Here is a 24,404-nt window from a genome sequence, read left to right on the forward strand (position 1 = left end):
AGCCCCACCAGCCACAACACACCCGTACCCGACAACGCTGGCCACCGTGAGGCAGAATCGGCCCCGATGAGCACCTACCGCGACCTCACCGCCCCCATCGGCTCCCGTCGTGCCCCGGTCCTGAGAACCGTCGGCACCCGGGAGCGCCGCTCGCATCTGACCGCACCCCGCGTGCCCACGGTCGGTATCGACATCGGCGGCACCAAAGTGATGGCGGGGGTCGTCGACGCCGACGGCAACATCCTGGAGAAGGTGCGCACCGAGACCCCGGACAAGTCCAAGAGCCCCAAGGTCGTCGAGGACACCATCGTCGAACTGGTGCTGGACCTGTCCGACCGCCACGACGTGCACGCGGTCGGCATCGGCGCCGCCGGCTGGGTCGACGCCGACCGCAACCGCGTGCTGTTCGCCCCGCACCTGTCCTGGCGCAACGAGCCGCTGCGCGACCGCATCGCCGGACGCCTCGCGGTTCCCGTCCTCGTCGACAACGACGCCAACACCGCGGCGTGGGCGGAGTGGCGGTTCGGCGCAGGCCGCGGCGAGGACCACCTCGTCATGATCACCCTCGGCACCGGCATCGGCGGCGCCATCCTGGAGGACGGGCAGGTCAAGCGCGGCAAGTACGGAGTCGCCGGCGAGTTCGGCCACATGCAGGTGGTGCCCGGCGGACACCGCTGCCCGTGCGGCAACCGCGGCTGCTGGGAGCAGTACAGCTCCGGCAACGCCCTCGTGCGCGAGGCCCGGGAGCTGGCCGCCGCCGACTCGCCGGTGGCGTACGGGATCATCGAGCACGTCAAGGGCAACATCGGGGACATCACCGGCCCGATGATCACCGAGCTGGCCCGCGAGGGCGACGCCATGTGCGTGGAGCTGCTCCAGGACATCGGCCAGTGGCTCGGCGTCGGCATCGCCAACCTCGCCGCCGCCCTCGACCCCTCCTGCTTCGTGATCGGCGGCGGCGTCTCGGCCGCAGACGACCTGCTGATCGGCCCCGCGCGCGACGCGTTCAAGCGGCACCTCACCGGCCGCGGCTACCGCCCCGAGGCCCGCATCGTGCGCGCCCAGCTCGGCCCCGAGGCCGGCATGGTCGGCGCCGCCGACCTCGCCCGCCTGGTCGCCCGCCGCTTCCGGCGCGCCAAGCGGCGCCGGGTGGAGCGCTACGAGCGCTTCGAGCGGTTCGCCGAGGCCGCCCGACGGACCCGGGACAGCGCGTGACCGCGGTACTGCCCCACCAGGGCGCGCACCCGGACGAGCCCGCCCGGCCGCCGGAGGACCGCCGCCACATGATCCGCCGGCGGGCGCTCACGCTGCTGATCATCGTGCTCCTCATCGGCGTACCGGCCGGATACCTGGTGATCTCCGCCGCGCAGAGCCGCGACAGCGGCAAGGACAAGGAACGCAAGTACGCGGCGACCGGCCTCACCGCCGGCTGGCCGTCCAGCGTCCAGAGCCGCCTCTACCAGGTGCCGATCCCCGGCGGCTCGACCAGCGTCGCCTACTACGAGACGAACAACTGGAAGACCAGCCGCCTCTACGTGCAGTTCCGGACCACCCCGGCCGGCCTGGACGCGTTCCTGACCGGGCTGGGCGTCAACCGCTCCGACCTCACCGCGGGCGACATCACCATCAGCGCCCGGGACCAGCAGGTCACCGGCTGGAAGTTCACCGGGCCCGGCTTCCGGCCCGGCGACCACTCCGGGCTCGTGCACGAGCAGGAGGACCCCAGGCCGACCCAGGACGTCGTCGTCAACACCGGCGACCCCGCCCACCCCGTGGTGTACGTCGTCTCCCGCACCGTCCCCTGACCGGCGCGGCGGCCGGCTGTGCCGGGGCGCGCCGGTCGCCGGGACCGATTGTCAGACCCCGCCCGTAGAGTCGAAGACGACTGATCCGACGCGCGGGCGGGAGGTGAACAGACCGGATGAGCGACATGGCCGTGGCCGAGCGGACCCGGGTCCCGGTGCGTCTCGCAGCCGTCTTCCTGCCCGCAGCCCTGCCCCGCGAGGGCCGCATGGCCTTCTGGGCCCCCGACGGCGACCCGCTGCCCGCCCTCCCGGACGGGGAGCCGGCCGAACGCACCGAACTGACCGTCGTCCGACGCCACGGCGCCGCCGTCCGCCGCAAGCCGGCCCCCGCGCTGTCGCTGCCGCTCGACCGTGCGCTGCCGCTGCTCGTGCGCGCCCGGCACGACCCGCTGGCCCACCCCGCCACCGCCTGCTGGGGCGCCGCCGCGCTGCACGCCCTCCGGCTCACCGCGCGCGGCAGGCTGCTGCCCGGACTGACCCCGACCGGCCACGACGCCTGGCGGGCCGGCCCGCTCGACCCGCAGGACGTCGCACACCTGCGCGCGGTCGCCGCCGCCCTGCCCCCCGAGGGCCACGCCGTGCCGCTGCCGGGTGCCGGCCCGCTGCGGCTGCCCCGGCCCGAGGCACTGCTGCGCGCCTTCCTGGACGCGGTCGCGGACACCCTGCCCCGCACCCCCGCCGCGCCGTACGCCGCCGGGCGGCCCTTCGCCGACCGCCGGCCCCAGCGGCTCCCCGGCGCCCGCGACTGGGCGGCCGAGGTCGCCGCGGGCATGGACGCGGGCGTGCGGATCTCGCTCCGCCTCGACCTGTCGGCGTACGACCTCTTCGACGGCGGCGCCCGCACCGACGGCGCGGGGGCCGCGATCGTCCAGGTGCACAGCCTCGCCGACCCCACCCTCGTGGCCGACGCCGCGTCCCTGTGGGCGGGCGAGGCCGACGGCGCCTTCGGCCGCCGCGCCCGCGTCGACGCGGCCCTCGCCGTCCGCCGCGCCGCCCGTGTCTGGCCGCCGCTCGCCCGGCTCGGCGAACAGGACGTTCCCGACGTTCTGGCCCTGTCGCAGGAGGAGGTGAGCGACCTCCTCGGTGTCGCCGCGACCCGGCTCGCGGCGGCCGGCGTCGCCGTGCACTGGCCGAGGGACCTGGCCCACGACCTGACCGCCACCGCGGTGGTGCGGCCCGCCCCCGGCTCGGCCACCGACGGCACGGGCTTCTTCGACAGCGAGGACCTGCTGCGCTTCGGCTGGCAGCTGGCGCTCGGCGGCGACCCGCTCACCGAGGCCGAGATGGACGCCCTCGCCGAGGCGCACCGCCCGGTCGTCCGGCTGCGCGACCGCTGGGTGCTGGTCGACCCCGACCTCGTCCGCAAGGCCCGCCGCCGCGAACTGGGCCTGCTGGACCCGGTCGACGCGCTCGCCGTCGCCCTCACCGGCACCGCCGAGATCGACGGCGAGACGGTTCCGGCCGTGCCGGCCGGTGCCCTCGCCGCGCTCCGCGACCGTCTCACGGCCGGCCTGCGCCCCGCCGAACCCCCCGCCGCGCTGAGGGCCACCCTGCGCGACTACCAACTGCGCGGCCTGGCCTGGCTGGAGCTGATGACCGGCCTCGGCCTCGGCGGCTGCCTCGCCGACGACATGGGCCTCGGCAAGACCGTCACCGTCATCGCCCTGCACCTGAAGCGGGCCCGCACCGAACCGACCCTCGTCGTCTGCCCGGCCTCCCTCCTCGGCAACTGGCAGCGGGAGATCGCCCGGTTCGCCCCCGGAGTCCCCGTGCGCCGCTTCCACGGCGCCGACCGCAGCCTCGACTCCCTGTCCGGCGGCTTCGTGCTGACGACGTACGGCACCATGCGGTCCGCGGCCGCCACCCTCGCCGCCCAGCCCTGGGGCATGGTCGTCGCCGACGAGGCCCAGCACGTGAAGAACCCGTACTCGGCGACGGCGAAGGCGCTGCGGACCATCCCGACGCCCGCCCGCGTCGCCCTCACCGGCACACCGGTCGAGAACAACCTGTCCGAACTGTGGGCGCTCCTGGACTGGACGACACCGGGTCTGCTGGGCCCCCTGAAGTCCTTCCGCGCCCGCCACGCGCGCGCGGTGGAGACCGGCGAGGACGAGCAGGCCGCCGAGCGCCTCGCCCGGCTGGTCCGTCCCTTCCTCCTGCGGCGCAGGAAGTCCGACCCCGGCATCGTGCCCGAGCTCCCGCCCAAGACGGAGACCGACCACCCCGTGCCGCTCACCCGCGAACAGGCCGCGCTGTACGAGGCGGTGGTGCGCGAGTCCATGCTCGCCATCGAGACGGCGGAGGGCATCGCCCGGCGCGGACTGGTGCTGAAGCTGCTGGGCGCCCTGAAGCAGATCTGCGACCATCCCGCCCTCTACCTGAAGGAGGAGCACGCCACGGCCACCGGTCACCTCCTCGCCGCCCGCTCGGGCAAGCTCACCCTGCTGGACGAACTGCTGGACACCGTGCTCGCGGAGGACGGCTCGGCGCTCGTCTTCACGCAGTACGTGGGCATGGCCCGGCTCATCACCGCGCACCTCACCGGCCGCGCCGTACCCGTGGACCTCCTGCACGGCGGCACCCCGGTGCCGGAGCGGGAGCGCATGGTCGACCGCTTCCAGGCCGGCACCACCCCGGTCCTCGTGCTGTCCCTGAAGGCGGCCGGTACGGGGCTGAACCTCACCCGCGCCGGTCATGTCGTCCACTTCGACCGCTGGTGGAACCCGGCCGTGGAGGAACAGGCCACCGACCGCGCCTACCGCATCGGTCAGACCCAGCCCGTCCAGGTCCACCGCCTGATCACCGAGGGCACGGTGGAGGACCGCATCGCCGAGATGCTCGCCGCCAAGCGGGCGCTCGCCGACGCGATCCTCGGCTCCGGCGAGTCGGCCCTGACCGAACTGACGGACCGTGAGCTGGCCGACCTGGTGTCGCTGCGGAGGGAGGCGCGGTGACGGACGAGCGGCGGCAAGGGGAACACCCGCGGACGGACGCGGTCGCGGGCGGGGAGGAACGCGGCCGGGAGCGTCCGGAGGCCGGCGTGCGCCCGGCGGACGTCGTGCGACGCGCGCTGCGGGCCGCGCGGGAGGCGACCGGGAGCGCGGCGGACGAGGAGGACCAGGAAGCGGCCCGCGACCGCGCACGGGAGCGGGAACCCGGCCCCGGCGACGCCGCCCGGGCCGCCCTGCGACGGGCGAAGGCCGAGGGCACGAGCGGCGAGCCCGGGAACGACCGCGGCGACGGCCGCGTGGCCGCCGCCGCGGTCGAGGGCCGGGCTGGGACGACGCCCGGCGAGACTGGCGTGCCTACCGCGGGGGTGTCCGGTGAGGCCGGTGTGCCTACCGCGGGGGTGTCCGGTGAGGCCGGTGTGCCTACCGCGGGGGTGTCCGGCGAGGCCGGCGTGCCCGCCGCGGGGGCGGCCGACGAGGTCGGTGTGCCCGCCGCGGGGGCGTCCGGCGAGACCGGCACGGCCGACTCCGGCGGACGGGACCACCCCGCCGGTTCCACCGCAGCCCCTGCTCCCGAGCCCGCCTCCGCCGCCCAGGTCCCGCCCTCATCCCCATCCGCCCCCGCTGCCTCGGCCGCGTCCGCCCCGGCCCCCTCTCCGGCACACCGCGCGGCCGGTCAGCCCCGCGCCGCGGACATCGCGCGGGAGGCGCTGCGCGCCGCTCGTGCGCAGGCCCGGCGGAGCGCTTCCGAGGAGGCCCGACGGGAGGGCGGCCGCCGCCGGGGCGGAGCCGGGCGGGGCGCCGGGGCCGACAAGGACGCCGTAGGCCGCCGGAGTGACACACGGGCGCCCGGCGCCGGCGAGCGGGCCCACCGGACCGCAGAGGGGGCCCATGGCGCCGGCCAGCGCGCGCGGGAACTCCGCGCCATGCTGTCGGGCGCCTTCCGGATGCCGGCGGACGAGTCACCGCCCCTCCCGCACGACGCCCCACCGGACACCTCCGGGGAGCCGACGGGCCCTCCGGCCGCCACCCCCTCAGCCGCGGACATCCACCCCGGGCCGGACGCCGGAGGTGACGCCCGGGCCCGTGCCGGCGGCCCGTCCGACGCCCGGACCCCGGCGGCCGCCGAGGAGCCTGCCCGAACCCGGGCGGCCGACGCGGCCGACGCGGCCGGGCAGCCCGGCCGCGACGAGACGGCGCCGTCGGTCGGGGCAGCAGCGCGGGCGCCCCGCTCCATGGCCGCCCCGTCCCGTGACGGCGACCTGCGGCGCACGTTCCCGGCGTTCCCGGCGTCCCGGCAGCGCACCGGCACCGGCACCGCGGACGGCGAGGGCGCCGCCTTCGCCGAGACCTGGTGGGGCAACGCCTGGGTCACCGCCCTGGAGGAAGGCGCGCTGGACGTCAAGCGGCTGCTGCGCGGGCGCGGTTACGCCGAGGGCGGCCAGGTCGACGCCATCACCGTGACACCGGGACTGGTGCTGGCGTACGTCCGGGGCAGCCGGCCCAGGCCGTACCGCGTACAGGTCCGGCTGCGCACCCTGGACGACGCCGACTGGGACCGCTTCCTGGACGCTGCCGTGGACCGGCCGGACCGCATCGCGGCCCTGCTGGACAAGGAGATGCCGGAGTCCCTCGCCGACTGCGGCGTCCCGCTGCTGCCCGGCCCGGGTGACCTCGACCCGCACTGCAGCTGCCCGGACCGCGGCCACCCCTGCAAACACGCCGCCGCCCTCTGCTACCAGACGGCCCGCCTCCTCGACGCCGACCCCTTCGTGCTGCTGTTGCTGCGCGGCCGGGGCGAGCGCGACCTGCTCGACGCCCTGTCCCGCCGCAACGCCACCCGCGCGGCCCGCGCCGCGCGGGACCGCGAGCCGGAGCCCCTGCCCGGGGTACGCGCCACGGACGCCCTCGCCGAACGCAGGCTGCCGCCCCTGCCGGCCCCGCTCCCCCCGCCGGCCCACCCCGAACAGCCCCCGGCGTACCCGTCCGCGCCGGACGGCCCGGACTCCTTCGCCCTGGACCAGCTCGCCACCGACGCGGCCGCCCGCGCCCACGCCCTGCTCACCACCGGCCGGGACGAGATCGGCGAGCTCACGCTGTGGCAGGACGCGGTCCGCACAGCCGCCGCCCGCCCCGGCTCGGGGCTGACCGCCGCGAGCCGTGCCCTGTACTCCGCGCTCGCCTCCGCCACCGGCCGCACCCCGACCGATCTGGCCCGCGCGGTCGCCGCCTGGCGGCAGGGCGGCCCCGACGGACTGGCGGCGCTGGAGGATCCCTGGGACCCGCCGGCCGGGCGTTTCGACCGGGCCCGCCCCCTGCTCCTCGCCGCCGACCTGCCCGCCTTCCGGCCCTGGCGCAACCGCCTCACCCACCCGGCCGGCGATGTCCAGCTCCGCCTCGGCCGGGACGGCCTGTGGTACGCCTACGAGTCGGAACCGGACCGGGACGACTGGTGGCCCCGCGGCACCCCCGACCCGGACCCGGTGGGCGCACTCACCGGCCTCGGCGGCTCCGGAGGACTGTGAGCCCAGACACCGGCCCCTCTACAAGCACACGCCCCGGCCGTTCCAACGCATAGTCAGGGAAGCGGGAGGTCCTCGGAGTCGGCCCGCGGCTTTGACCAGCGCCGTCGGCGTCCGTGGTCGTCGCTTTCGCATTCCGGACTGCCGTGGCCGCAGGTCTTCGTTTCCGGTGCTCCTGGGGCGGCGGGACCCGGGAAGGAGGACCCTGTCCGTATCCGGAAGAGCCGCTTCAGGGAGCAGTCCCTCCATGTGCGACCACGAGGACCTCGTCCGCAGGAATGCCGCCCTCCAGGAGGAGGTCGAGCAGCTCAAGCACGCCGTCGTGTCCCATGCCGTCGTCGATCAGGCCATCGGGGTCGTGGTCGCGTACGGCCGGCTGCGGCCCGACTGCGCCTGGGACGTTCTCAGAGAGGTCTCCCAGCACACCAACACCAAACTGCGCGAGGTGGCGGAGCACCTCGTGCAGTGGCCGCGCTGCGGATGGCTGCCGCCGGAGATCCATCGGGAGCTGACGGCCTCTCTGGCCGGGACACGCAAGCGCATGGTGAGGAGAGAAACGCGGCCATGACGCCCCGATGCCGACTCGCCGCACGTCCCGCCCAGTACCGCCCAGTACCGCTCCGTCCCGACCTCGCGCCCGCAAGAAGCCCGAACCGGCATCCAGCCCGCCCCGCCGCCGCGCCCGCCCCGCCGCCGCGCCCGGACGGCACCGCGCCCGGACGGCACCGCGCCCGGACGGCACCGCGCCCGGACGGCACCGCGCCCGGACGGCACCGCGCCCGGACGGCACCGCGCCCGGACGGCACCGCGCCCGGACGGCACCGCGCCCGGATGGCACCGACCCGGTACGTGTGCCGGCCCAGCACGTATCCGCGCCCGGATGCCACCGACCTGGCACGTGCGCCGATCCGGCACGTACGCCGATCTGGCACGTGCGCCGATCCGGCACCCGCACCGACCCCGCCTCACCCCCGCAGCGTGTGGGACGGACTCGTGCCGTACGCCTGGCGGTACTGGGCGGCGAACCGGCCGGGGTGGGGGAAGCCCCAACGGGCGGCGACGGAACCGACGGTGGTGCCGTCCGTCGGGTCGGCGGCGCGCAGCTCCTGGTGGGCGTGGGCGAGGCGGACCCGGCGCAGATAGCCGAGCGGGGTGGTGTCGAGGTGGCGCCGGAAGGCGTACTGCAGGGTGCGCACGGTCACGTGTACGGCGGCGGCGATGCCCGCGACGCTCAGTGGCTGGTCGGCGTGGTCGTCGATGTACGCGACGGCGCGCCGCAGTGTGTCCGAGTGCGCGTCCGAGCGGTCCCGCGCGGTCGGGTCGGTGCGCGCGGTGTTGGGGAAGGCGGCGAGCACCGTCGCCGCCAGGAGCTGGCCGCTGGTCGACGCGATCAGCGGTTCGTCTGCCGTCGGCTCGGCGACTACGTGGTCGCGCAGGTAGCCGATGGTGCTCTTCAGCCGGCGCGCGGCGGCGGCCGAGTGGGGCCGGTGCCCGGTCAGCCGTACGGGCTGCGGGCGCCGCCCCGCGGCGGTGGCGGCGACCTGGTCCAGCAGGGCGGTGTCCAGCATCGTGATGTTGTAGCGGGCGGTCCGGACCCGCCCCGCGTAGGGCAGGTCCGGCGGTGCGAAGAGCACCATGTCGCCGGGCCCGAAGCTGTCCCGCACGCCCTGGAAGACGTGGTCCTCGATGGTGCCCTCGTGCATCAGGCACAGGCAGATCCGCCCGAGCGGCGTCACCGCGTAGCTCATGTCGAAGCCCAGGGCGATCTCGTCGACGGTGACCGACGGCATGCTGTCGCGCCGTATGTGCGCCCGGCCCGCCCGGGAGGCGCCGATCGTCATGCGGGCGTACGCCTGACAGAGGAAGTCCTCCGTCGCCTCCAGGTCGTCGCTGTCGAACACCAGCGAGCCCATCACGTCAGTGCCCTGACCAGGTAAAAAGTGCCATGTCAGCGTCCTTCCCCGCCGGGCGGGAAGTAGGCGCCGACGTCCCGCATGCCGGACAGGGCACCGAGCCGCTTTGCGGAAACGGCAAACGGCCTCGCTTTCCGCCCAACGGTTTCAGGAAGATCGGTGGCGATGGCAAGGACCGCGGACCGATGGCCCAGGAGGATCACATGTCGCACCACCCCGCTGAGATCACCCACCGGTCGGTGCCCACACCGGCGGGCCGGACGCACGTGGTGGAGCAGGGGACCGGACCGCTGGTCCTGCTGGTCCACGGCTTCCCGGAGTCCTGGTACTCCTGGCGTCACCAGTTGCCCGCGCTCGCGGCGGCGGGGTATCGCGCGGTCGCCCTCGACGTCCGCGGCTACGGCCGCTCCTCGAAGCCGGCCGCGACGCACGACTACCGGATGCTCGACCTGGTGGCCGACAACGCGGCGGTGGTGCGCGCCCTCGGTGAGGAGACGGCGGTGATCGTCGGCCACGACTGGGGTGCGGCCATCGCCGCGAACTCCGCCCTGCTCAGGCCGGAGGTCTTCCGGGCGGTGGGGCTGCTGAGCGTCCCCTACACCCCGCGCGGCGGCCCGCGCCCCGGCGAGATCTTCTCCCGGATGGGCGGCGACGAGGAGTTCTACGTGTCGTACTTCCAGGAGCCGGGCCGCGCCGAGGCCGAGATGGAGCCCGACGTCCGCGGCTGGCTCGCGGGCTTCTACACCGCGCTGTCCGGCGACACCATGCCCGGACCCGGCGCGCCCGCCCCCCACTTCGTCAGCAGGGGCGGGACGCTGCGGGACCGGTTCCCGGCCGCCGGCGGCCCGCTGCCCGCCTGGCTCGGCGAGCGGGAACTCGACCACTACGCGGGGGAGTTCGAACGGACCGGCTTCACCGGCGCGCTCAACCGCTACCGGAACATGGACCGGGACTGGGAGGACCTCGCCGCTCTCGACGGCGCGCCCGTCACCCAGCCGTCCCTGTTCGTGGGCGGCCGCCGGGACGCCTCCGTCGCATGGCTGGCCGACGCGATCGAGGCGTATCCGGTGACCCTGCCGGGCCTGGTCTCCTCCCACCTCCTCGACGGCTGCGGCCACTGGATCCAGCAGGAACGCCCCACCGAGGTCAACCGCATCCTGACCGACTGGCTCGCCGCTCTGCCGACCTGACCCGCCTCGGCGCCCGCGTTCACGACCCCTCTGCCGCGGTCGGCCGGCTGACCCGGGGTGCCCCACCCGCCGCCCGCGGCACCGCCCCGGCCTCCGCGCGGGGGACCGGGGCGACGGGGCGCCCGGGGGCGACGTCACGGAACGGCCGGACCGGGCATGCCGTGCGGCGCAGCCGAGCGGTGGGGCGACGCCCTCACACGTCGCCGCGCGGCACGGTCTCGAAGGGATCGTCGAAGTCCTCCTTGCGGGCGACACACAGGGCCCAGATGATGAACCCGGACATGGCGATCATGACGATGGACCACACCGGGTAGTACGGCAGGGAGAGGAAGTTGGCGATGACGACGAACGCGCCGACGACCACGCCGAGGACCCTGGCCCAGGTCGCCGCCTGGAACAGGCCGATCCCGATGAGGACGGCGGCGATGCCCAGGGCGAGATGGATCCAGCCCCAGCCGGTCAGATCGAACTCGAAGACGTAGTTGCGCGTGGCGAGGAACACGTCGTCCTCCGCGATCGCCATGATGCCGCGGAAGATGTCGAGGATGCCCACCAGGGTGAGCATGACGGCGGCGAAGGTCGTCAGACCCGCTGCCCACGCGTACTTCGTGGACTGCGCCTCCTGGGGAGCATGGGTGGTGGTCATCTTTCTGCCTCGATTCCTGACGCCTGCTCAGTGGCCGGCGGGTGCGGTGGGGGACGAAGCCGTGGCGGCGGTGGTGGACGCGGTCGTGGTGCCGGAGCCCGCGGCGGTGCCGGCGCCGCTGAGCACGAGGTCCTCGGCCCGGCGGAACTCCTCGTCGGTGATGTCCCCGCGGGAGCGCAGGTCGGACAGCTTGGCCAGTTCGTCGGCGCTCGACGGCCGGCTGCCGACGCCCGCCGCTCTCTGGACGTAGGCGTCGAACTCCGCCTGCTGGGCGCGGGCGTGGTCGATCTCGCGCCGGCCCAAGCCCTTGCCGCGGGCGATGACGTAGACGAAGACGCCGAGGAAGGGCAGCACGACGACGAAGATCATCCAGCCGGTCTTGCCCCAGCCGCTCAACTCGTCGTCCCGGAAGATGTCGCCGATGATCCGGAAGAGCAGGATCAGCCACATGATCCACACGAAGAACCACAGCATGGTCCAGAACATGCTGAGGAGCGGGTAGTCGTAGGCGAGTTCCATGGCGTGCTCATCTCTCTTCTCGGTCCGGGACAGGTGTCCTGCCCGCCGCCCCGGCTGCTCCCAGCGTGCGCACCCCCGCGCGGGCCCGGCCTCACCCCGCACGGGTGAGCCTGGCCCGCGCGGGCTTCCGCCGGTCCCGGACCTGCCGGTCGGGCCTGGGGACGGCGGACGCCCTGTCGTAGCCCTGGTCGACCAGCCGCTCTTCGACCTGGTCGACGACGTCGCCGAGGTCCGGGCCGAGCAGGAAGGCGCCGGCGCGGCGGGTCCCGCGGTGGCGTACGGCGGTGGCCCGGAGCGGCCGCCGGTATCGGCGTGTCCGCGGCGCTCGGCACCACGGCCTCAGTCGGGCAGCCGCCGCATCTCCAGCACCCGCAGCCCCAACGACCGGCAGCGGCCCAGCAGCCCGTACAGATGGGCCTCGTCGACGACACGGCCGTACAGCACGGTCTCGTCGGAGACCACCACGTGGTTCAGCTCCGGGAAGACCTTGGCCAGCGTGTCCGAGAGGTGCCCCTCGACGCGGATCTCGTAGCGCATGTGCCGCTCTCCCGCCGACAGCCGATGGCAGCTTCGTGGCCCTGCGGATCCCAGCATGCCGCCCTCCGGCGGCGTGCCGCCTCACCCCGGGCAGGTGAGACCCCGCGCCCGCCCCGGCGGCGGGCACCGCACGGGGCCGCCCGGCTGAACTGTCCTGGTGGCGCCCCGCCCGGCGCGCGGACGGCGGCTACGCTCGTGCCGTTCCACGGTGCGCGCGCGTCAGGAGGGCGAGACGACGGCTGGGATCGACCGCGAGCGTGTGCTCAGGACCCTGACCTTCTGGCTGCGTCCTGCCTTCGCCCTGCGCGTCCTCAACCGCTTCCAGCGTGTCGCGGGCTTCGACCGCTCCATGGCCCTGGCGTCCAGTGCCTTCACCGCGCTGGTGCCGCTCGCCCTTCTGGCGGGCGTCGTCCTGGGCAACTTGGTCCACGTCGACGCCGCCCAGCGGATCATCCAGCGCTACGACCTCAGCGGTGCCGGCGCCGAGGCGGTGACCTACCTGTTCTCCCCCCAGCAGAGCGAGGACGCGAGCACCGGCGTCTTCAGCGCGCTCTTCCTGACGGTCTCCGTGCTGAGCTTCGCCCGCGCGGCGCAGCGTCTCTTCGAGCAGACCTGGGAGCTGAAACCCCTCAGCGTGCGCAACTCGCGCAACGGCCTGTGGTGGATCCTCACCCTCGGCGCCTACGGACTGCTCACCGGGTGGATCTCCGCGGTGCTGGGAGGGGCGGCGGCCGGTCTGCCGGCCACGGTGTGCGAGGCGGCCGTGACGGCGGTGTTCCTCACCTGGAGCGGCTGGATCCTCGCGGCGAAGCGCATCGCCTGGCGCGAGCTGGTGCCGTTCGGGGTCATCGCGGCGGCGCTCATGGCCGTCTACTCCTGGGGCGCGGACTTCTACCTGCCGCGGCTGTTCAATTCGTACGCGGACCGCTACGGCGTGGTCGGCAGTGTCTTCGCGATGCTCTCGGCGCTCTTCGCGGCCATGGTCGTCCTCGTCGCGTCGGCCGCGGTGGGCCGCGAGGTGGGGGACGAACTCGTCCGGATCCGGGACGGCCTGCAGCCTTCCGAGCACGAGGTCCGGCAGCAGTGGGAGAGCCTGGTGGAGGACACCCGGTCACGCTGGCACAAGGTCCGCGACGATGTGTCCCGCCGCCGCAGGAAGCGCACCGAGCCCTGACCTGCCGGGCGGCGCACCGCCGGCTGTCTCCCCGCCCCGGGGCCCCCGGGGCCCGCGGGGGCAGGCCCATCGGTCCCCATCAGGGGCTTTCGGCCTCTGGGTGGCGTGTTCACGGACAGCGAGGCTTGATGGTGGTAGCAAGAAAAGGCCACTGCGATCCAGCGGGTGGTGAGAGCTGTGGCACCTGACGCCGAGACATCGTCGCGGCCTCCTGCCGGCCCGGACGTCGATCCGCTGGGCGATCCCTTTCTGCGGACCCGGTTCACACCTCCGTCGAGACCCGCGACGTTCCTGCGCCGTGAACGGCTGGTCGAACGCCTCCGGCAGGCGTCGACGACACCCCTGGTGATGGTCAACGGAGCCGCGGGCGCGGGCAAGACCCTCCTCGTCGCCGACTGGGCCGCCGGCCTGCGCCGGCGGGCCGCCTGGCTGACCGTGGACGAGACGGTCCGGCGGCCGGGCATGTTCTGGGCCCACCTGATCAAGGCTCTGGGCACGGCCGGCGTGCCGATCCCCGCCGACGTCGGTTTCCCCTCCGACGCACGCCAGGCGGACCCCACCCTGCTGAACCGGCTGGCGGCACGGCTCAGCGGCGACCGCACCGGCGTCACCCTGGTGGTCGACGAGTACGACCAGGTCGACCCCGAGGTCTCGCAGCAGCTGGGATTCGTCCTGCACCACGCCGGGCCGGGTCTGAACCTGGTGCTGGTCACCCGTACCGAACCGTTGCTGCCGCTGCACCGCTACCGGGCCTCCGGCGAACTGACCGAGATCAGGGACGCCGATCTGGCCTTCACGCCCGAGGAGGCCGTCGAACTGCTGGAGCGGCACGGGCTGCGCCTGCCCCTCGCCGCGGCCGAGGCCCTGGTGGACCGCACCCGCGGGTGGGCGGCCGGCCTGCGGTTGTGCGCCCTGGCCGCTCGCCGGAGCCCGGACCCGGAGCGGTACCTGAAGGAGTTCGAGGCCGGGCACAGCACCGTCGCCGACTTCCTGCTGGCCGAGGTGCTCCAGCGGCAGCCGGCTCCGACGCAGGACCTGCTGCTGCGCGTCAGCGTCCTCGACCGCTTCTGCGCCGGACTGGCGGACGAGCTGACCGGTCGCCGGGACGCCGAGCCCACCCTGGCCGAGCTGCACCGCGTGAATGCCTTCGTCGAGGACCTCGGCCACTCCTGGTACCGCCTGCATCCGCTGTTCCGGGAGATCCTCCGGGTGCATCTGCGCGAGCGGTACCCCGGTCTGGAGCCGGAGCTGCACCGGCGGTCCGCGCACTGGCTGCGGCGGTCCGGGGCCCTGCCCGAGATGGTCGCCCACGGCGCGGCCGCGGGAGACTGGGAGTTCACGGCCCGTGCCCTGGTCGACGACCTGGCGATCGGACAGTTGTTCACCGGACTGTGCCACGACGACCTGGCCCGGTTGTTCGCCGACATGGAACCCGGCACGGCGACCGCGGAGTCCGACCTCGTCCAGGCGGCCCGTGACCTCTCCCGCCACGACCTCGACCGGGGCCTGGTCCACCTGCGGGACGCGAGGGAACACCTCGCCGCCGACAACGCCCGCCCCCCGGCGGTCCAGCTGAGCTACGCGCTGCTGGAGGCGCTGGCCGCCCGGCTGTCCGGTTCCCCGCACCGGGCGGAACAGGCCGCCCGGGCGGCCGGCGAGATCCAGCGGGAGGTCCCGGCCCACCTGCTCGACCGGCACCCCGAGCTGCCCGCCCTGCTGCTGACCCACGTGGGGTCGGCCAGGCTGTGGGCGGGGCACCTGGAAGAGGCGCGCGAGGCACTGACCTCGGTGACCGACGAGCACGGCAGCGCCTCGACGGCGATGGCCCGGCAGGAGTCGCTCGCCCACCTGGCGCTGATCGACTACCTCGACGGCTGGCCGGACAAGGCGCAGCGCCGCGTGACGGCCGCCCTCGCGGAGTCGGAGCGGTTCGGCGTGCCCGAGTGCGCCGACTGCGGCCTCGGCGGACTGGTCCTGGCGGCGGTGGCGGTCGAGCGTGACGAACTGGACCGGGCTCAGGCACTGCTCGACGGGACGCCCGGATGCGCGGTACCGGACCCGGTGACGGCCGCCGGCCGGTCGCTCGTGACGGCCCGGCTGCTGCTGGCCCGCGGAAGGGCGCACGCCGCGGTCGCGGCCGCCGCCGCGGAGGTGCCGGCCGACGTCGCCTCGCCCTGGGCGCAGGGCCACACCGCACTGGTCGCGTCCTGCGCGCACCTGGCCGAAGGGCGGCCGGACGCCGCCGCGGAAGTGCTGCGCGACCTGGACACCGAGCAGCCGGCGTGCGTGGTGGGTGCGGCACGGGCCCACCTCGCGGCCGGGGACCGGACGACGGCACTCGACGTGCTCGACGCGCTGCCCGGAGCACGGCACGTCGGTCCCGCGGTGCGGGTACGGGCCACGCTGGTCCGCGCGCAGGCCGCACACGCCGACGGGGACGCCGCCGCCACCCGCCGGCTGCTCACCGAGGCGCTGCTGACCGCCCGCCGCGACAGGCTGCGTAGGCCCTTCCGGGAGGCCGGCGCGTGGCTCGGGCCCCTCCTCGCGGGGGCGCCCCTGCGGGAGCTGGCCGCCGGGTGGCTCGAGCCCGGTGACGCGGCGCCCGGTGCCGAGCCCGCGCCCGTACTGGTCGAACGGCTCAGTGAGCGCGAGCGGGACGTGCTGGTGCGCCTGGCACGGATGATGTCCACCGAGGAGATCGCCGCCGACCTGTACGTGTCGGTGAACACGGTGAAGACCCACGTGAAGAACCTCCACCGCAAGCTGGCGGTGAACCGGCGCACGGAAGCGGTACGGCAGGCCCGCAGGCTGGGCCTCCTGTGAGACACACCGCCGCACCGGGCGTCCCGGACCGGCATCGGCCTCCGCCCCGCCCGGGGACGTGCCATCCTCCGCCAAGGGTGAGGCGTTCCCCGGCGCGGTCCGGTCCCCTGGACAGGGCGGGCCGGGCCGACGGCGTCCGACCGGCACCGGGCGCCCGCGGACGGCCACCCGGCACCCGCCGACCGACCGTACGGCCGGGCCCGGCGGGCCCGACCGCCCTAGGGGTCGGCCCGCGACCACCGGGCTCCTCGCCCACGGCCCGCGACCACCGGGCCGACGTCCGGAAGGCAGCCGTCATGCCGAGAACCGAGACCACCACCACGCGTGACCGGCGCGGGGAGCGCCGCGCTCACGCCGACTACACCGGTGGTGTCTACGGTTCCATGCTGGCCGCCTCCGTACTGATCGGGGCCGGCACGCTGGGCTCCTTCCCCCGGCTGGAGCTGGTCGCCCTGCTGCTCCTGAGCGGGGTGGCCTTCTGGACAGCGCACGTGCACGCCCAGCTGTTCGGCGCCCGCCTGGCGCAGCACCCCCTCGACCGCCACACCGTCGGGCACGTCTGCCGGGACGAATGGCCCATCGTCAAGGGGACCGTCCCGCCGGCCGCGGCCGTGGCGGTCAGCCCCCTGCTGGGGCTCGGCGTCCAGGGCGCCCTGTGGCTGGCGCTCTCCGTGGCCGTGACCGGCCAGATCGGGTGGTCGGTGGCGGCCGCACGGCGGGCCGGCGCCCCACACCGCCTGATCGCGCTCACCGCCCTGGTCAATCTGGTCCTCGGCCTGCTGATCATCTCGTTCAAGCTGTTCGTGAAGCACTGACACTACCGGCGCCCCGGACCGCCCTCCCGACGGCGCCCGCCCGGCACGGCGCGAACGCCGTGCCTCGCCGGCCCGGGGTGAGGCGCGCGGGGGGCGGCCGCCGGCAAGGCGTCCAGCGTCCGGTACCACGATCGAGCGACCACGACCGCGAACCGAGCAAGACCGGACCTGACGTCAACTGCGGCCGCTGCCTCGACGGGAACCGGACCAGGCCGTTGCGCTGTCTCTGGGGACATGATCGACCATCCGTGCCTTCCGGCCGGTCCGAGGGAGCAGCTGATGAGGCGTATACGTGCGTCCGTTGGGGCCGCGGCCCTGGTGCTCACTGTGGGAGCCCTTCTCGCGGGCTGTTCGCAGGAGTACCAGGACGAGCGGGGCAAGGGGGACGCCCCGGTGGAGGGCGGCAAGGGTGAAGACACACCGGCCGAGGTCTACAACATGCCTGACGGATTCGGAAACCTCGCCACGAAGTGCGTGGGGCACGGCTTCCGCGCCTATGTCACGACGAACGCCACCGGCCCGTCGAACGTGCAGGTCGTGGAGGACAAGTCGTGCGCGGGCTGAGCAGGGCGGCGCGCACGCGGGCGGATCGGCGCGGTCCGCACCCGCACCCGCACCCGGGCCTCCGGCGTGGCGCGCGAGCCGGTGTCGCGGTCATGGGTGCCCTGCTGTCCGCCGTGCTGCTTGCCGGCTGTTCCCAGGACTACTACGACGAGCGGGGCAAGGCTGACGCCCCGGTGAAGGGAAGAGCGGGCCAGAACACCGCTGCCGAGGTCTACAACTTCCCCGACGGCTTCGGAAATCTGGCCACGAAGTGCGTCGGAGAGGGCAAGCGTGGCTACACCACCACGCGGTCCGTACAGAATGAGGAAAAGGGAGAGAACGGGATCGTGATCATTCCGGCCAACGCGGTGATCGTCGACGACCCGACGTGCGCGGCACCGTAACCGGGTGCCAAAGGCCGTCCGGGTGACGCTCCCCGCGCGTCCACCCCGCACGCGGTCCGCAGTGCGTGCATTTCGCGGCGCTCGCGGAACCGCCCGCGCAGGCGATGCGCGTGCCTGTCGTCGGGCTCTTTGCCCGGTCATGCCGGCGCGGGGTCGCACTCATGGCACCATCCGGGAACCCGTCCGCGAGTGCACTCAGTATCGGGCTGCCGTCGGCGGTGTGGCGGCACCGCTCAGACAGTGGTCGAGCAGAGTGTGCATGCGGGGCACGGGGAGGGAGGGGTTGGCCGCGGCGCCCTCTGCGGTGCCGAGGCCGGTGAGGAGGGTGTCCAGGATCTCCGGTGGCATGGTCGGGTTGGCGGCGGCAGCCCGGCGTACCGCGTCGTCGGGGTCGTCCAGCGGAGGTTCGGGCAGGGTGGGGTCGGCGGCGGCCAAGGCGCGTACCTCGGGCTCCGGGTGGCCGACGAGGTGGGTCAGGCCGGTGCGGGGGAACGCGGGCAGGGTCAGCAGGTGCGGGCGGTGGGCGGGCCGGGTCACGAAGATGTCGAGGAGGAGATTCGGCGGAGCCAGCGGGTGGTGGCAGGCCAGCCGGATCCGTACCTCCTCGTCCTCATCGAGCACCAGTATCCCGACGAGTTCTGCGGGCAGGCGGGGCCAGCTCGCCGCAACCCGGCGGAGCACCGGCTCCTCGGACGCCGCGCAGGTGGCGTACCACTCGGGCGACGGCTCGGTGGCCGGCTCCGTGATCGGGCAGGTGCAGTCGGGCCCGTGCCCGACGACCCCGTCGACCGCCTGGAATTCGTCCCAGGTACGGATGGAGGGCTGGAGGCGGGCACGCATCCGCACGTCCTCGTCCGGATCCTGCCTCAGCTCCGCCGCCTCCGGTCCCAGGTCGGGCCGGGTGGCGATCAGCCTGCGGATCTCCGCATCGGGGTGGCGGGCGAGCTGGGAGAGGGCGTTGGCCGGGGTATGGCGGTTCACGGCCAGCGGGTACACCTCGTCCTTCAGCAGGCACCGCTCGACGACCGCCGGTGACAGGGCGCGGGTGCAGAGCACGAACATCGCGTGGCGTGATCCGATGGGTGGCAGCTCGGCCTCCACAGCCTCCGGGTCCAGCTGCCGGCTGCCCTCCCTCGCTGCTTCCCGCACGGCGGGGTCGGGGTCGTCGAGCAGGGCATTGCGCTGCGAGGCGGTGAGCGACTGCCACTGGAACGCGGCGTACAGACGGAGCGCGGGGTGGTCGTGACCAGCCGCGTGCCGGGGAAAGGACCGAGGGACCTGCCGGGAGGAGCAGAGTTCCGAGGCGATCTCCATTTCGGTGACCCGGCCGTCCTCGCCTCCGTCTTGAGCGGTCAGGAAAGTGACGAGGATGTCGTTCGGCAGGGGCCGGACCCACCGAGGCCGGTGCCGGGTGCCGCCGGCGAGACGGGCACGGACGAGTCCCGATGGGGCCGACGCCAAGGGAGCAAGCCGTGCGGGGTCGACGTGCAGGTTGCGGGCGAGGGCGCGGCGGATCCGCTCGACCGGGTGGCACAGGGCCGCGTCGATGACGGCGTCGGGCAGGTCGCGACCCTCGCACATCAGCAGGCCGGCCTCACCGGCGGCTTCGTCCAGGAGGCGTATGAGCACGTCGGCCGGGGCCGCCGTGTTGAAGGCGATGCCGCGCAGCCACAGTTCACGGAGGGAATCGGACACCACGTCATCCTGCCACCCTGCCTCCCGACTTGATCTCCACCGCCAGCAACCCGGGGTTCTCCGCGTCCTTCTCGGACTTGACCACCGTTCCAGGGTAGGCCGCCAGCGCAGCCGCCTCGGCCTTCTCCTTCGCCTCGCCGGTCAGCGGCGTCTCCACCGCATCGCCGCCCTCGGCGGGAGCGGCAGCCTGCGCGTCGGCCGCACCGGTGGTGGAATCACCGGAGTCGGAACCGCCGCCGCAGGCGACGAGCGCACACATCAGCACGGCGGTGGGAACGGCGGCGAGGGCACGACGGGGCACTGCACGCATCAGGTGTCTCCAGAGCGGTAGGAGTACGGAGTCGGGGGGACTTCCGGGGGAACGTCAACGACCCCAGAAACACGCCTTCCAGAGCACGGCCAGAGAACTGACAGAGACAGGCCGGCAAACGGCCAATCTTTCGCCACCACCGCGCACAACGTCCCGCGCTCGGGCCGAAGGACGTCGTGCTCGCCGGATCGGCCCGACCGGGTCAGCCGGAGACCGGAGGCGGGCGCCACGGGGCGGTATGCCGGCTCGCATCGAGCACCCAGTCCCCGCTGACACGACGGCTGCCACGGGAGGGTTCGGCGCCCGGGGGCATCGACGGGGCGGCCGCACCGCGCATCGAGGAGGCGCACGCCCACTGCGCCTGCCGCTGCGGCGTCCCACCCGTCCACCCATTCCGGGGCCGGCCGGCCGATTACGGCTGAGCAGCATGGCCACCCCGATCAAATGGCCACCTCCGATCAACTGGAAGGCAGCGAACTGCACCTGGGCCAGTTGGGCTCCGCCCGGCTGAGGTCCGCGGGCGGCGATGGACGCAAACGGCCTTCGCGGGTCCGTCTGTACGATGCTCGGGCGTCTTGCCTCACATGTCTCGCCGACAACGGCGTGCCGGATCACCTGCTCGCCAGGTGGGCGGGGCACACCAACGTGAAGACGACGAAGAAGTGGTACGTGAAGCCGGACGTGGCGGACCTGCTTCCAGCGGCACAGGCACGGGGAGGTCTCGCAGGGGGCGTGTGACAGATCGTGACAGACGAAGGTGTGAACCCGTGACCGAAGGCAAGATCGAAACGCTGCAATACCGCTTTGACGGGCCAGAACACCTTCCCGTGCTGATCTTGGGACCGTCCCTCGGTACCACATGGCACATGTGGGACCGCCAGGTTCCCGAACTGGCCCAGCAGTGGCGGGTCTTCCGCTTCGACCTGCCGGGCCACGGCGGAGCCCCGGCCTACCCGGCCGGCTCCGTCGCCGAGCTGACCGCCCGTCTGCTCGCCACCCTCGACGGGCTCGGGGTGCAGCGCTTCGGCTACGCGGGATGCGCGCTCGGCGGGGCCATCGGCGTGCAGTTGGCGCTGCGTCACCCGGAGCGGCTGGCGTCCCTCGCGCTGATCGCGGCCTCACCCCGGTTCGGCACGGCCGACGAGTTCCGGCAGCGGGGCGTCGTGGTCCGCACCAACGGGCTGGACCCCATCGCCCGTACCTCGCCCGACCGCTGGTTCACCGGGGGTTTCGCCGCCGCGCAGCCCGCGATCACCGACTGGGCGGTGCAGATGGTGCGCACCACCGACCCCGGGTGCTACATCGCCGCCTGCGAGGCGCTCGCCGGCTTCGACGTACGGGCCGAGCTGGCCATGGTCGGTGTGCCCACCCTGGTGCTGGTCGGCTCCGAGGACCAGGTCACCGGCCCCGCCGAGGCGCGCACCCTGGTCGCCGGCATCCCCGACGCGCGCCTGGCCGTCGTACCGGGCGCCTCGCACCTGGTGCCGGTGGAGCAGCCCGCGGCGGTCACCGACCTGCTGGTCACCCACTTCTCCACCGCCTGGCAGCCCGCCTACGACACCGGCACCCACGCAGGTATCGGCCCCCACACCGCCACCGGCCCCCACACCGCCACCGGCGCCCACGCCGCCACCGGCCCCCACACCGGCACCGGCCCCCACACCGCCACCGGCGCCCACGCCGCCACCGGCCCCCACACCGGCACCGGCCTCGGGGCCGTCCCCCCCACGGGTACCGCCGCCGGTACCGGCCAGACGATGCTGCCCGGGATGCCCGCCGCCGCGGCCCCGGCCGTCCCGCCGCAGCCCACCGCGCCCGTCGCGGAGATCGCGCCCGCCGCCGTCGCGCAGCCGCCCGCGCAGGGCGGCCGTCCCGACCCGTACGACGCGGGACTGAAGGTGCGCCGCGAGGTACTCGGCGACGCCCACGTCGACCGGGCGCTGTCCCAGGCCGACGACTTCTCCGGCGACTTCCAGGAACTCGTCACCCGGTACGCGTGGGGCGAGATCTGGGACCGGCCCGGACTCGACCGGCGGGCCCGCAGCTGCGTCGCGCTCGCCGCGCTGGTCGCCGGTGGCCACCTCGACGACCTCGCCGTCCACACCCGGGCCGCGCTGCGCAACGGCCTCACCCCCGCCGAGATCAAGGAGGTGCTCCTGCAGTCCGCCGTCCACTGCGGCGTGCCGGCCGCCGGAAGCGCGTTCCGCGTGGCCCAGGAGGTCATCCGCGAGGAGACCACCCTGGACGACTGACCCGGGGGGCTCGGCCCCCGTGGGGCGCCCGGTGGCCGCCCGGTAGGACGGCCTGCCGGGCCGGTGAAGGTGTGGCCAAGGGGCAGGATGGGGGACATGAAGCTCACGAAGATGTCGCACGCCTGTGTTCGGCTGGAGAAGGACGGGAGGACGCTCGTCGTCGACCCCGGGGGGTTCAGCGAGGAGGACGCCGCGGTCGGCGCGGACGCCGTGCTGGTCACCCACGAGCACCCCGACCACTTCGACGAGGGGCGGCTGCGCGCCGCCCTGGAGGCCGGCCCGGCCACCGAGATCTGGACGCTGCGGTCGGTGGCGGAGAAGATCGCGGCGGCCTTCCCGGGCCGGGTGCACACCGTCGGCCACGGCGACACCTTCACCGCCGCCGGCTTCGACGTCCAGGTGCACGGCGAGCTGCACGCGGTGATCCACCCCGACATCCCGCGCGTCACCAACGTCGGCTACCTCATCGACGGCGGCCGGGTCTTCCACCCCGGCGACGCCCTCACCGTTCCCGACCACCCGGTGGAGACGCTGATGCTCCCCGTGCAGGCGCCCTGGAGCAAGATCTCCGAGGTCATCGACTACGTCCGCGAGGTGCGGCCGCAGCGCGCCTACGACATCCACGACGCCCTCCTGACCGACCTGGCCCGTCCGATCTACGACCGCCAGATCGGCGCCCTCGGCGGCGCCGAGCACCTGAGGCTGGCGCCGGGCGGCTCGGCGGACGTCTGAGGCCGGTTGTCACACCCGCCGGGTAGGTTGTGAGGCATGCGCATCGCGACCTGGAACGTCAACTCGATCACCGCCCGCCTGCCCAGGCTGCTGGCCTGGCTGGAGAGCAGCGGCACCGACGTGCTGTGCGTGCAGGAGGCCAAGCTCGCCGAGGACCAGTTCCCGTTCGACCCGCTGCGCGAGCTGGGGTACGAGGCGGCCGTCCACGCCACCGGCCGGTGGAACGGCGTGGCGGTACTCTCCCGCGTCGGCCTGGAGGACGTGGTCAAGGGTCTGCCCGGCGACCCCGGCTACGAGGGCGCGGTGGAGCCCCGCGCGATCTCCGCGACCTGCGGCCCGGTCCGCGTCTGGTCGGTGTACGTGCCGAACGGCCGCGAGGTCGGCCACCCTCACTACGCCTACAAGATGCAGTGGTTCGAGGCCCTGCGCGCGGCCGTCGCCGGCGACGCGCGGGGCGACCGCCCCTTCGCCGTCCTCGGCGACTACAACGTGGCCCCGACGGACGACGACGTCTACGACGTGGCGGCCTTCGAGGGCGCCACCCACGTCACCCCCGCCGAGCGTGCCGCCCTCGCCGCCCTGCGTGAGGCCGGCCTGTCCGACGTGGTGCCGCGTCCCCTGAAGTACGACCACCCCTTCACGTACTGGGACTACCGCCAGCTCTGCTTCCCCAAGAACCGGGGCATGCGCATCGACCTGGTCTACGGCAACCAGCCGTTCGCCGACACGGTCAAGGACGCCTACGTCGACCGTGAGGAGCGCAAGGGCAAGGGCGCCTCGGACCACGCGCCGGTGGTGGTGGACCTGGACGTGTAGGGCCGGTGGCGCGAGGGGACCGGCGTCCGTCCGACCCGCCGCCGCGGGCCCGCGCGCCCTGTGGTGTGCACAGCGGTATGAATGTCACGCTGGTGACATGGACATCCGTTTCCTGGACAGATGGCGCAAGAGGCGGGACGCGGACCCTTCGCTCGCGGTCCTCCCCGAGACCGGCGCGGCCGGCGGCACCGACGAGTTCCACCGGCCCGACCCGGCTGACCGGTTCCGCGAGGGCGGGGAGCCGGACGACGGCGGCCGCGGCGGCTACGCCGATCTGCTCGCCGAGTGCGAGCTGCTGCGCTCCCTGGCCGAACGGGAGGGCGTCCGGCTCGACGACACCCCCGCCTCGCTGGCGGCCCTCGACCAGCTGAAGCCGCGCTGGCGCGACGACGAGGAGACGCAGTCCGGGCTCGGCACCGACGCCGGCCTGTACCTGGGCACCGTCGTGGTGCGCACCGTCCCCGGGGCGGGCTGGCGGATCCCGGGGGACGGCCCGCCGGTCGTGCGGCTCGTCTCCGGCCGGGAGGTCGACGTGGTCGCCGACGGCCGGGACTGGGCCGCCACGGGGGTCCCCGAGCTGTCCCAGGTGTACGCGGAGATCGCGGAGGCCTGAGCCCGCCCCCGGCGCCACCACCCCGCGCCGTAAATACGGCTATTGCCCGGAAGGTGCGTGTCGTGCCGTCCGGTCATCCCCGCGTGGATAGTTTGCGGCCACCACGACACGGCTGAGAGTGAGTTGGGCTGGGATGGCCGTCGATCC

21 protein-coding genes are annotated in these 24,404 nt (G+C 74.4%); 15 read left to right on the plus strand and 6 right to left on the minus strand.

The window, feature by feature from the left end:
* Window positions 1–66 precede the first annotated feature (66 nt).
* The 5 genes from ACSLTV_RS14520 (at window position 67) to ACSLTV_RS14540 (ending at window position 7,843) form a co-directional block, all read left to right on the plus strand.
* Complete coding sequence (locus ACSLTV_RS14520; protein WP_432133774.1) at window positions 67–1,215, plus strand: ROK family glucokinase; 1,149 nt, start codon at window positions 67–69, stop codon at window positions 1,213–1,215.
* Window positions 1,212–1,805: a sugar kinase gene (locus ACSLTV_RS14525; protein ID WP_432156441.1), complete on the plus strand. Its 594-nt coding sequence runs from the start codon at window positions 1,212–1,214 to the stop codon at window positions 1,803–1,805. Before ACSLTV_RS14520 ends, ACSLTV_RS14525 begins: the two co-directional genes overlap by 4 nt.
* Window positions 1,806–1,921: 116 nt before the next feature.
* Window positions 1,922–4,759 (plus strand): SNF2-related protein, encoded by a 2,838-nt coding sequence (locus ACSLTV_RS14530; protein WP_435612265.1) that lies wholly within the window; start codon window positions 1,922–1,924, stop codon window positions 4,757–4,759.
* Window positions 4,756–7,278, plus strand: a complete 2,523-nt coding sequence (locus ACSLTV_RS14535; protein ID WP_435612266.1) for an SWIM zinc finger family protein — start codon at window positions 4,756–4,758, stop codon at window positions 7,276–7,278. Before ACSLTV_RS14530 ends, ACSLTV_RS14535 begins: the two co-directional genes overlap by 4 nt.
* A 244-nt stretch (window positions 7,279–7,522) precedes the next feature.
* Window positions 7,523–7,843, plus strand: a complete 321-nt coding sequence (locus ACSLTV_RS14540) for an ANTAR domain-containing protein (RefSeq protein WP_432156438.1) — start codon at window positions 7,523–7,525, stop codon at window positions 7,841–7,843.
* A gap of 397 nt (window positions 7,844–8,240) precedes the next feature.
* On the opposite strand, the gene ACSLTV_RS14545 is transcribed toward ACSLTV_RS14540, so the two are convergent.
* The gene (locus ACSLTV_RS14545; RefSeq protein ID WP_435612267.1) at window positions 8,241–9,188 is read right to left on the minus strand and encodes a helix-turn-helix transcriptional regulator; all 948 of its coding nucleotides are present in this window, start codon (window positions 9,186–9,188) and stop codon (window positions 8,241–8,243) included.
* 185 nt (window positions 9,189–9,373) lie between these two features.
* Here ACSLTV_RS14545 and ACSLTV_RS14550 point away from each other — a divergent pair, with 185 nt between their 5' ends.
* Window positions 9,374–10,378, plus strand: coding sequence for an alpha/beta fold hydrolase (locus tag ACSLTV_RS14550; protein ID WP_432156436.1), 1,005 nt, complete (start codon window positions 9,374–9,376; stop codon window positions 10,376–10,378).
* A gap of 193 nt (window positions 10,379–10,571) precedes the next feature.
* Here the strand turns inward: ACSLTV_RS14550 and ACSLTV_RS14555 are convergent, their stop codons facing one another.
* From ACSLTV_RS14555 to ACSLTV_RS14565, 3 genes are all read right to left on the minus strand, one after another.
* Window positions 10,572–11,024, minus strand: coding sequence for a DUF7144 family membrane protein (locus tag ACSLTV_RS14555; RefSeq protein WP_432133781.1), 453 nt, complete (start codon window positions 11,022–11,024; stop codon window positions 10,572–10,574).
* A gap of 27 nt (window positions 11,025–11,051) precedes the next feature.
* A complete protein-coding gene (locus tag ACSLTV_RS14560; protein WP_435612268.1) occupies window positions 11,052–11,543 on the minus strand; it encodes an SHOCT domain-containing protein in 492 nt (163 codons plus the stop codon).
* A 339-nt stretch (window positions 11,544–11,882) separates the two neighbouring features.
* Window positions 11,883–12,080, minus strand: coding sequence for a hypothetical protein (locus tag ACSLTV_RS14565; protein WP_432133783.1), 198 nt, complete (start codon window positions 12,078–12,080; stop codon window positions 11,883–11,885).
* Window positions 12,081–12,288: 208 nt separating this feature from the next.
* Here ACSLTV_RS14565 and ACSLTV_RS14570 point away from each other — a divergent pair, with 208 nt between their 5' ends.
* From ACSLTV_RS14570 to ACSLTV_RS14590, 5 genes are all read left to right on the plus strand, one after another.
* The gene (locus ACSLTV_RS14570) at window positions 12,289–13,254 is read left to right on the plus strand and encodes a YhjD/YihY/BrkB family envelope integrity protein (RefSeq protein WP_432156435.1); all 966 of its coding nucleotides are present in this window, start codon (window positions 12,289–12,291) and stop codon (window positions 13,252–13,254) included.
* Window positions 13,255–13,431: 177 nt separating this feature from the next.
* Window positions 13,432–16,077 (plus strand): LuxR C-terminal-related transcriptional regulator, encoded by a 2,646-nt coding sequence (locus ACSLTV_RS14575; RefSeq protein ID WP_435612269.1) that lies wholly within the window; start codon window positions 13,432–13,434, stop codon window positions 16,075–16,077.
* 296 nt (window positions 16,078–16,373) lie between these two features.
* Entirely contained in the window at window positions 16,374–16,892 is a 519-nt protein-coding gene (locus ACSLTV_RS14580) for a hypothetical protein (protein ID WP_432133786.1), read from the plus strand.
* Between the two features lie 279 nt (window positions 16,893–17,171).
* On the plus strand, window positions 17,172–17,456 hold the full coding sequence (locus ACSLTV_RS14585) for a hypothetical protein (RefSeq protein WP_432156433.1): 285 nt from the start codon (window positions 17,172–17,174) through the stop codon (window positions 17,454–17,456).
* Between the two features lie 92 nt (window positions 17,457–17,548).
* Entirely contained in the window at window positions 17,549–17,839 is a 291-nt protein-coding gene (locus ACSLTV_RS14590; RefSeq protein WP_432133788.1) for a hypothetical protein, read from the plus strand.
* Window positions 17,840–18,034: 195 nt separating this feature from the next.
* Here the strand turns inward: ACSLTV_RS14590 and ACSLTV_RS14595 are convergent, their stop codons facing one another.
* Both ACSLTV_RS14595 and ACSLTV_RS14600 read right to left on the minus strand, forming a co-directional pair.
* Window positions 18,035–19,534: a hypothetical protein gene (locus tag ACSLTV_RS14595; RefSeq protein ID WP_435612270.1), complete on the minus strand. Its 1,500-nt coding sequence runs from the start codon at window positions 19,532–19,534 to the stop codon at window positions 18,035–18,037.
* A gap of 4 nt (window positions 19,535–19,538) precedes the next feature.
* Entirely contained in the window at window positions 19,539–19,844 is a 306-nt protein-coding gene (locus tag ACSLTV_RS14600; protein WP_435612271.1) for a PepSY domain-containing protein, read from the minus strand.
* Window positions 19,845–20,611: 767 nt separating this feature from the next.
* Here ACSLTV_RS14600 and pcaDC point away from each other — a divergent pair.
* From pcaDC to ACSLTV_RS14620, 4 genes are all read left to right on the plus strand, one after another.
* Window positions 20,612–22,096 carry a bifunctional 3-oxoadipate enol-lactonase/4-carboxymuconolactone decarboxylase PcaDC gene (gene pcaDC / locus ACSLTV_RS14605; protein ID WP_435612272.1) on the plus strand — a complete coding sequence of 495 codons (1,485 nt, stop codon included), beginning with the start codon at window positions 20,612–20,614 and terminating at the stop codon, window positions 22,094–22,096.
* A gap of 96 nt (window positions 22,097–22,192) precedes the next feature.
* Window positions 22,193–22,828, plus strand: a complete 636-nt coding sequence (locus tag ACSLTV_RS14610; RefSeq protein ID WP_432133792.1) for an MBL fold metallo-hydrolase — start codon at window positions 22,193–22,195, stop codon at window positions 22,826–22,828.
* A 36-nt stretch (window positions 22,829–22,864) separates the two neighbouring features.
* The gene (locus tag ACSLTV_RS14615; RefSeq protein ID WP_432133793.1) at window positions 22,865–23,644 is read left to right on the plus strand and encodes an exodeoxyribonuclease III; all 780 of its coding nucleotides are present in this window, start codon (window positions 22,865–22,867) and stop codon (window positions 23,642–23,644) included.
* A gap of 97 nt (window positions 23,645–23,741) precedes the next feature.
* Window positions 23,742–24,257: a DUF6278 family protein gene (locus tag ACSLTV_RS14620; protein ID WP_432133794.1), complete on the plus strand. Its 516-nt coding sequence runs from the start codon at window positions 23,742–23,744 to the stop codon at window positions 24,255–24,257.
* The last annotated feature ends 147 nt before the right edge of the window (window positions 24,258–24,404 follow it).

The organism is Streptomyces sp. bgisy159 (genome assembly GCF_965341775.1).
In the GTDB taxonomy this organism is placed as follows: domain Bacteria; phylum Actinomycetota; class Actinomycetes; order Streptomycetales; family Streptomycetaceae; genus Streptomyces.

Coding starts and splice junctions, on each gene's coding strand:
- ACSLTV_RS14520 (WP_432133774.1), top strand. CDS start 67: ATGAGCACCTACCGCGACCTCACCGCCCCCATCGGCTCCCGTCGTGCC.
- ACSLTV_RS14530 (WP_435612265.1), top strand. CDS start 1,922: ATGAGCGACATGGCCGTGGCCGAGCGGACCCGGGTCCCGGTGCGTCTC.
- ACSLTV_RS14540 (WP_432156438.1), top strand. CDS start 7,523: ATGTGCGACCACGAGGACCTCGTCCGCAGGAATGCCGCCCTCCAGGAG.
- ACSLTV_RS14545 (WP_435612267.1), bottom strand. CDS start 9,188: ATGGGCTCGCTGGTGTTCGACAGCGACGACCTGGAGGCGACGGAGGAC.
- ACSLTV_RS14550 (WP_432156436.1), top strand. CDS start 9,374: ATGGCCCAGGAGGATCACATGTCGCACCACCCCGCTGAGATCACCCAC.
- ACSLTV_RS14555 (WP_432133781.1), bottom strand. CDS start 11,024: ATGACCACCACCCATGCTCCCCAGGAGGCGCAGTCCACGAAGTACGCG.
- ACSLTV_RS14560 (WP_435612268.1), bottom strand. CDS start 11,543: ATGGAACTCGCCTACGACTACCCGCTCCTCAGCATGTTCTGGACCATG.
- ACSLTV_RS14565 (WP_432133783.1), bottom strand. CDS start 12,080: ATGCGCTACGAGATCCGCGTCGAGGGGCACCTCTCGGACACGCTGGCC.
- ACSLTV_RS14580 (WP_432133786.1), top strand. CDS start 16,374: ATGCCGAGAACCGAGACCACCACCACGCGTGACCGGCGCGGGGAGCGC.
- ACSLTV_RS14585 (WP_432156433.1), top strand. CDS start 17,172: ATGAGGCGTATACGTGCGTCCGTTGGGGCCGCGGCCCTGGTGCTCACT.
- ACSLTV_RS14590 (WP_432133788.1), top strand. CDS start 17,549: ATGGGTGCCCTGCTGTCCGCCGTGCTGCTTGCCGGCTGTTCCCAGGAC.
- ACSLTV_RS14600 (WP_435612271.1), bottom strand. CDS start 19,844: ATGCGTGCAGTGCCCCGTCGTGCCCTCGCCGCCGTTCCCACCGCCGTG.
- ACSLTV_RS14610 (WP_432133792.1), top strand. CDS start 22,193: ATGAAGCTCACGAAGATGTCGCACGCCTGTGTTCGGCTGGAGAAGGAC.
- ACSLTV_RS14615 (WP_432133793.1), top strand. CDS start 22,865: ATGCGCATCGCGACCTGGAACGTCAACTCGATCACCGCCCGCCTGCCC.
- ACSLTV_RS14620 (WP_432133794.1), top strand. CDS start 23,742: ATGGACATCCGTTTCCTGGACAGATGGCGCAAGAGGCGGGACGCGGAC.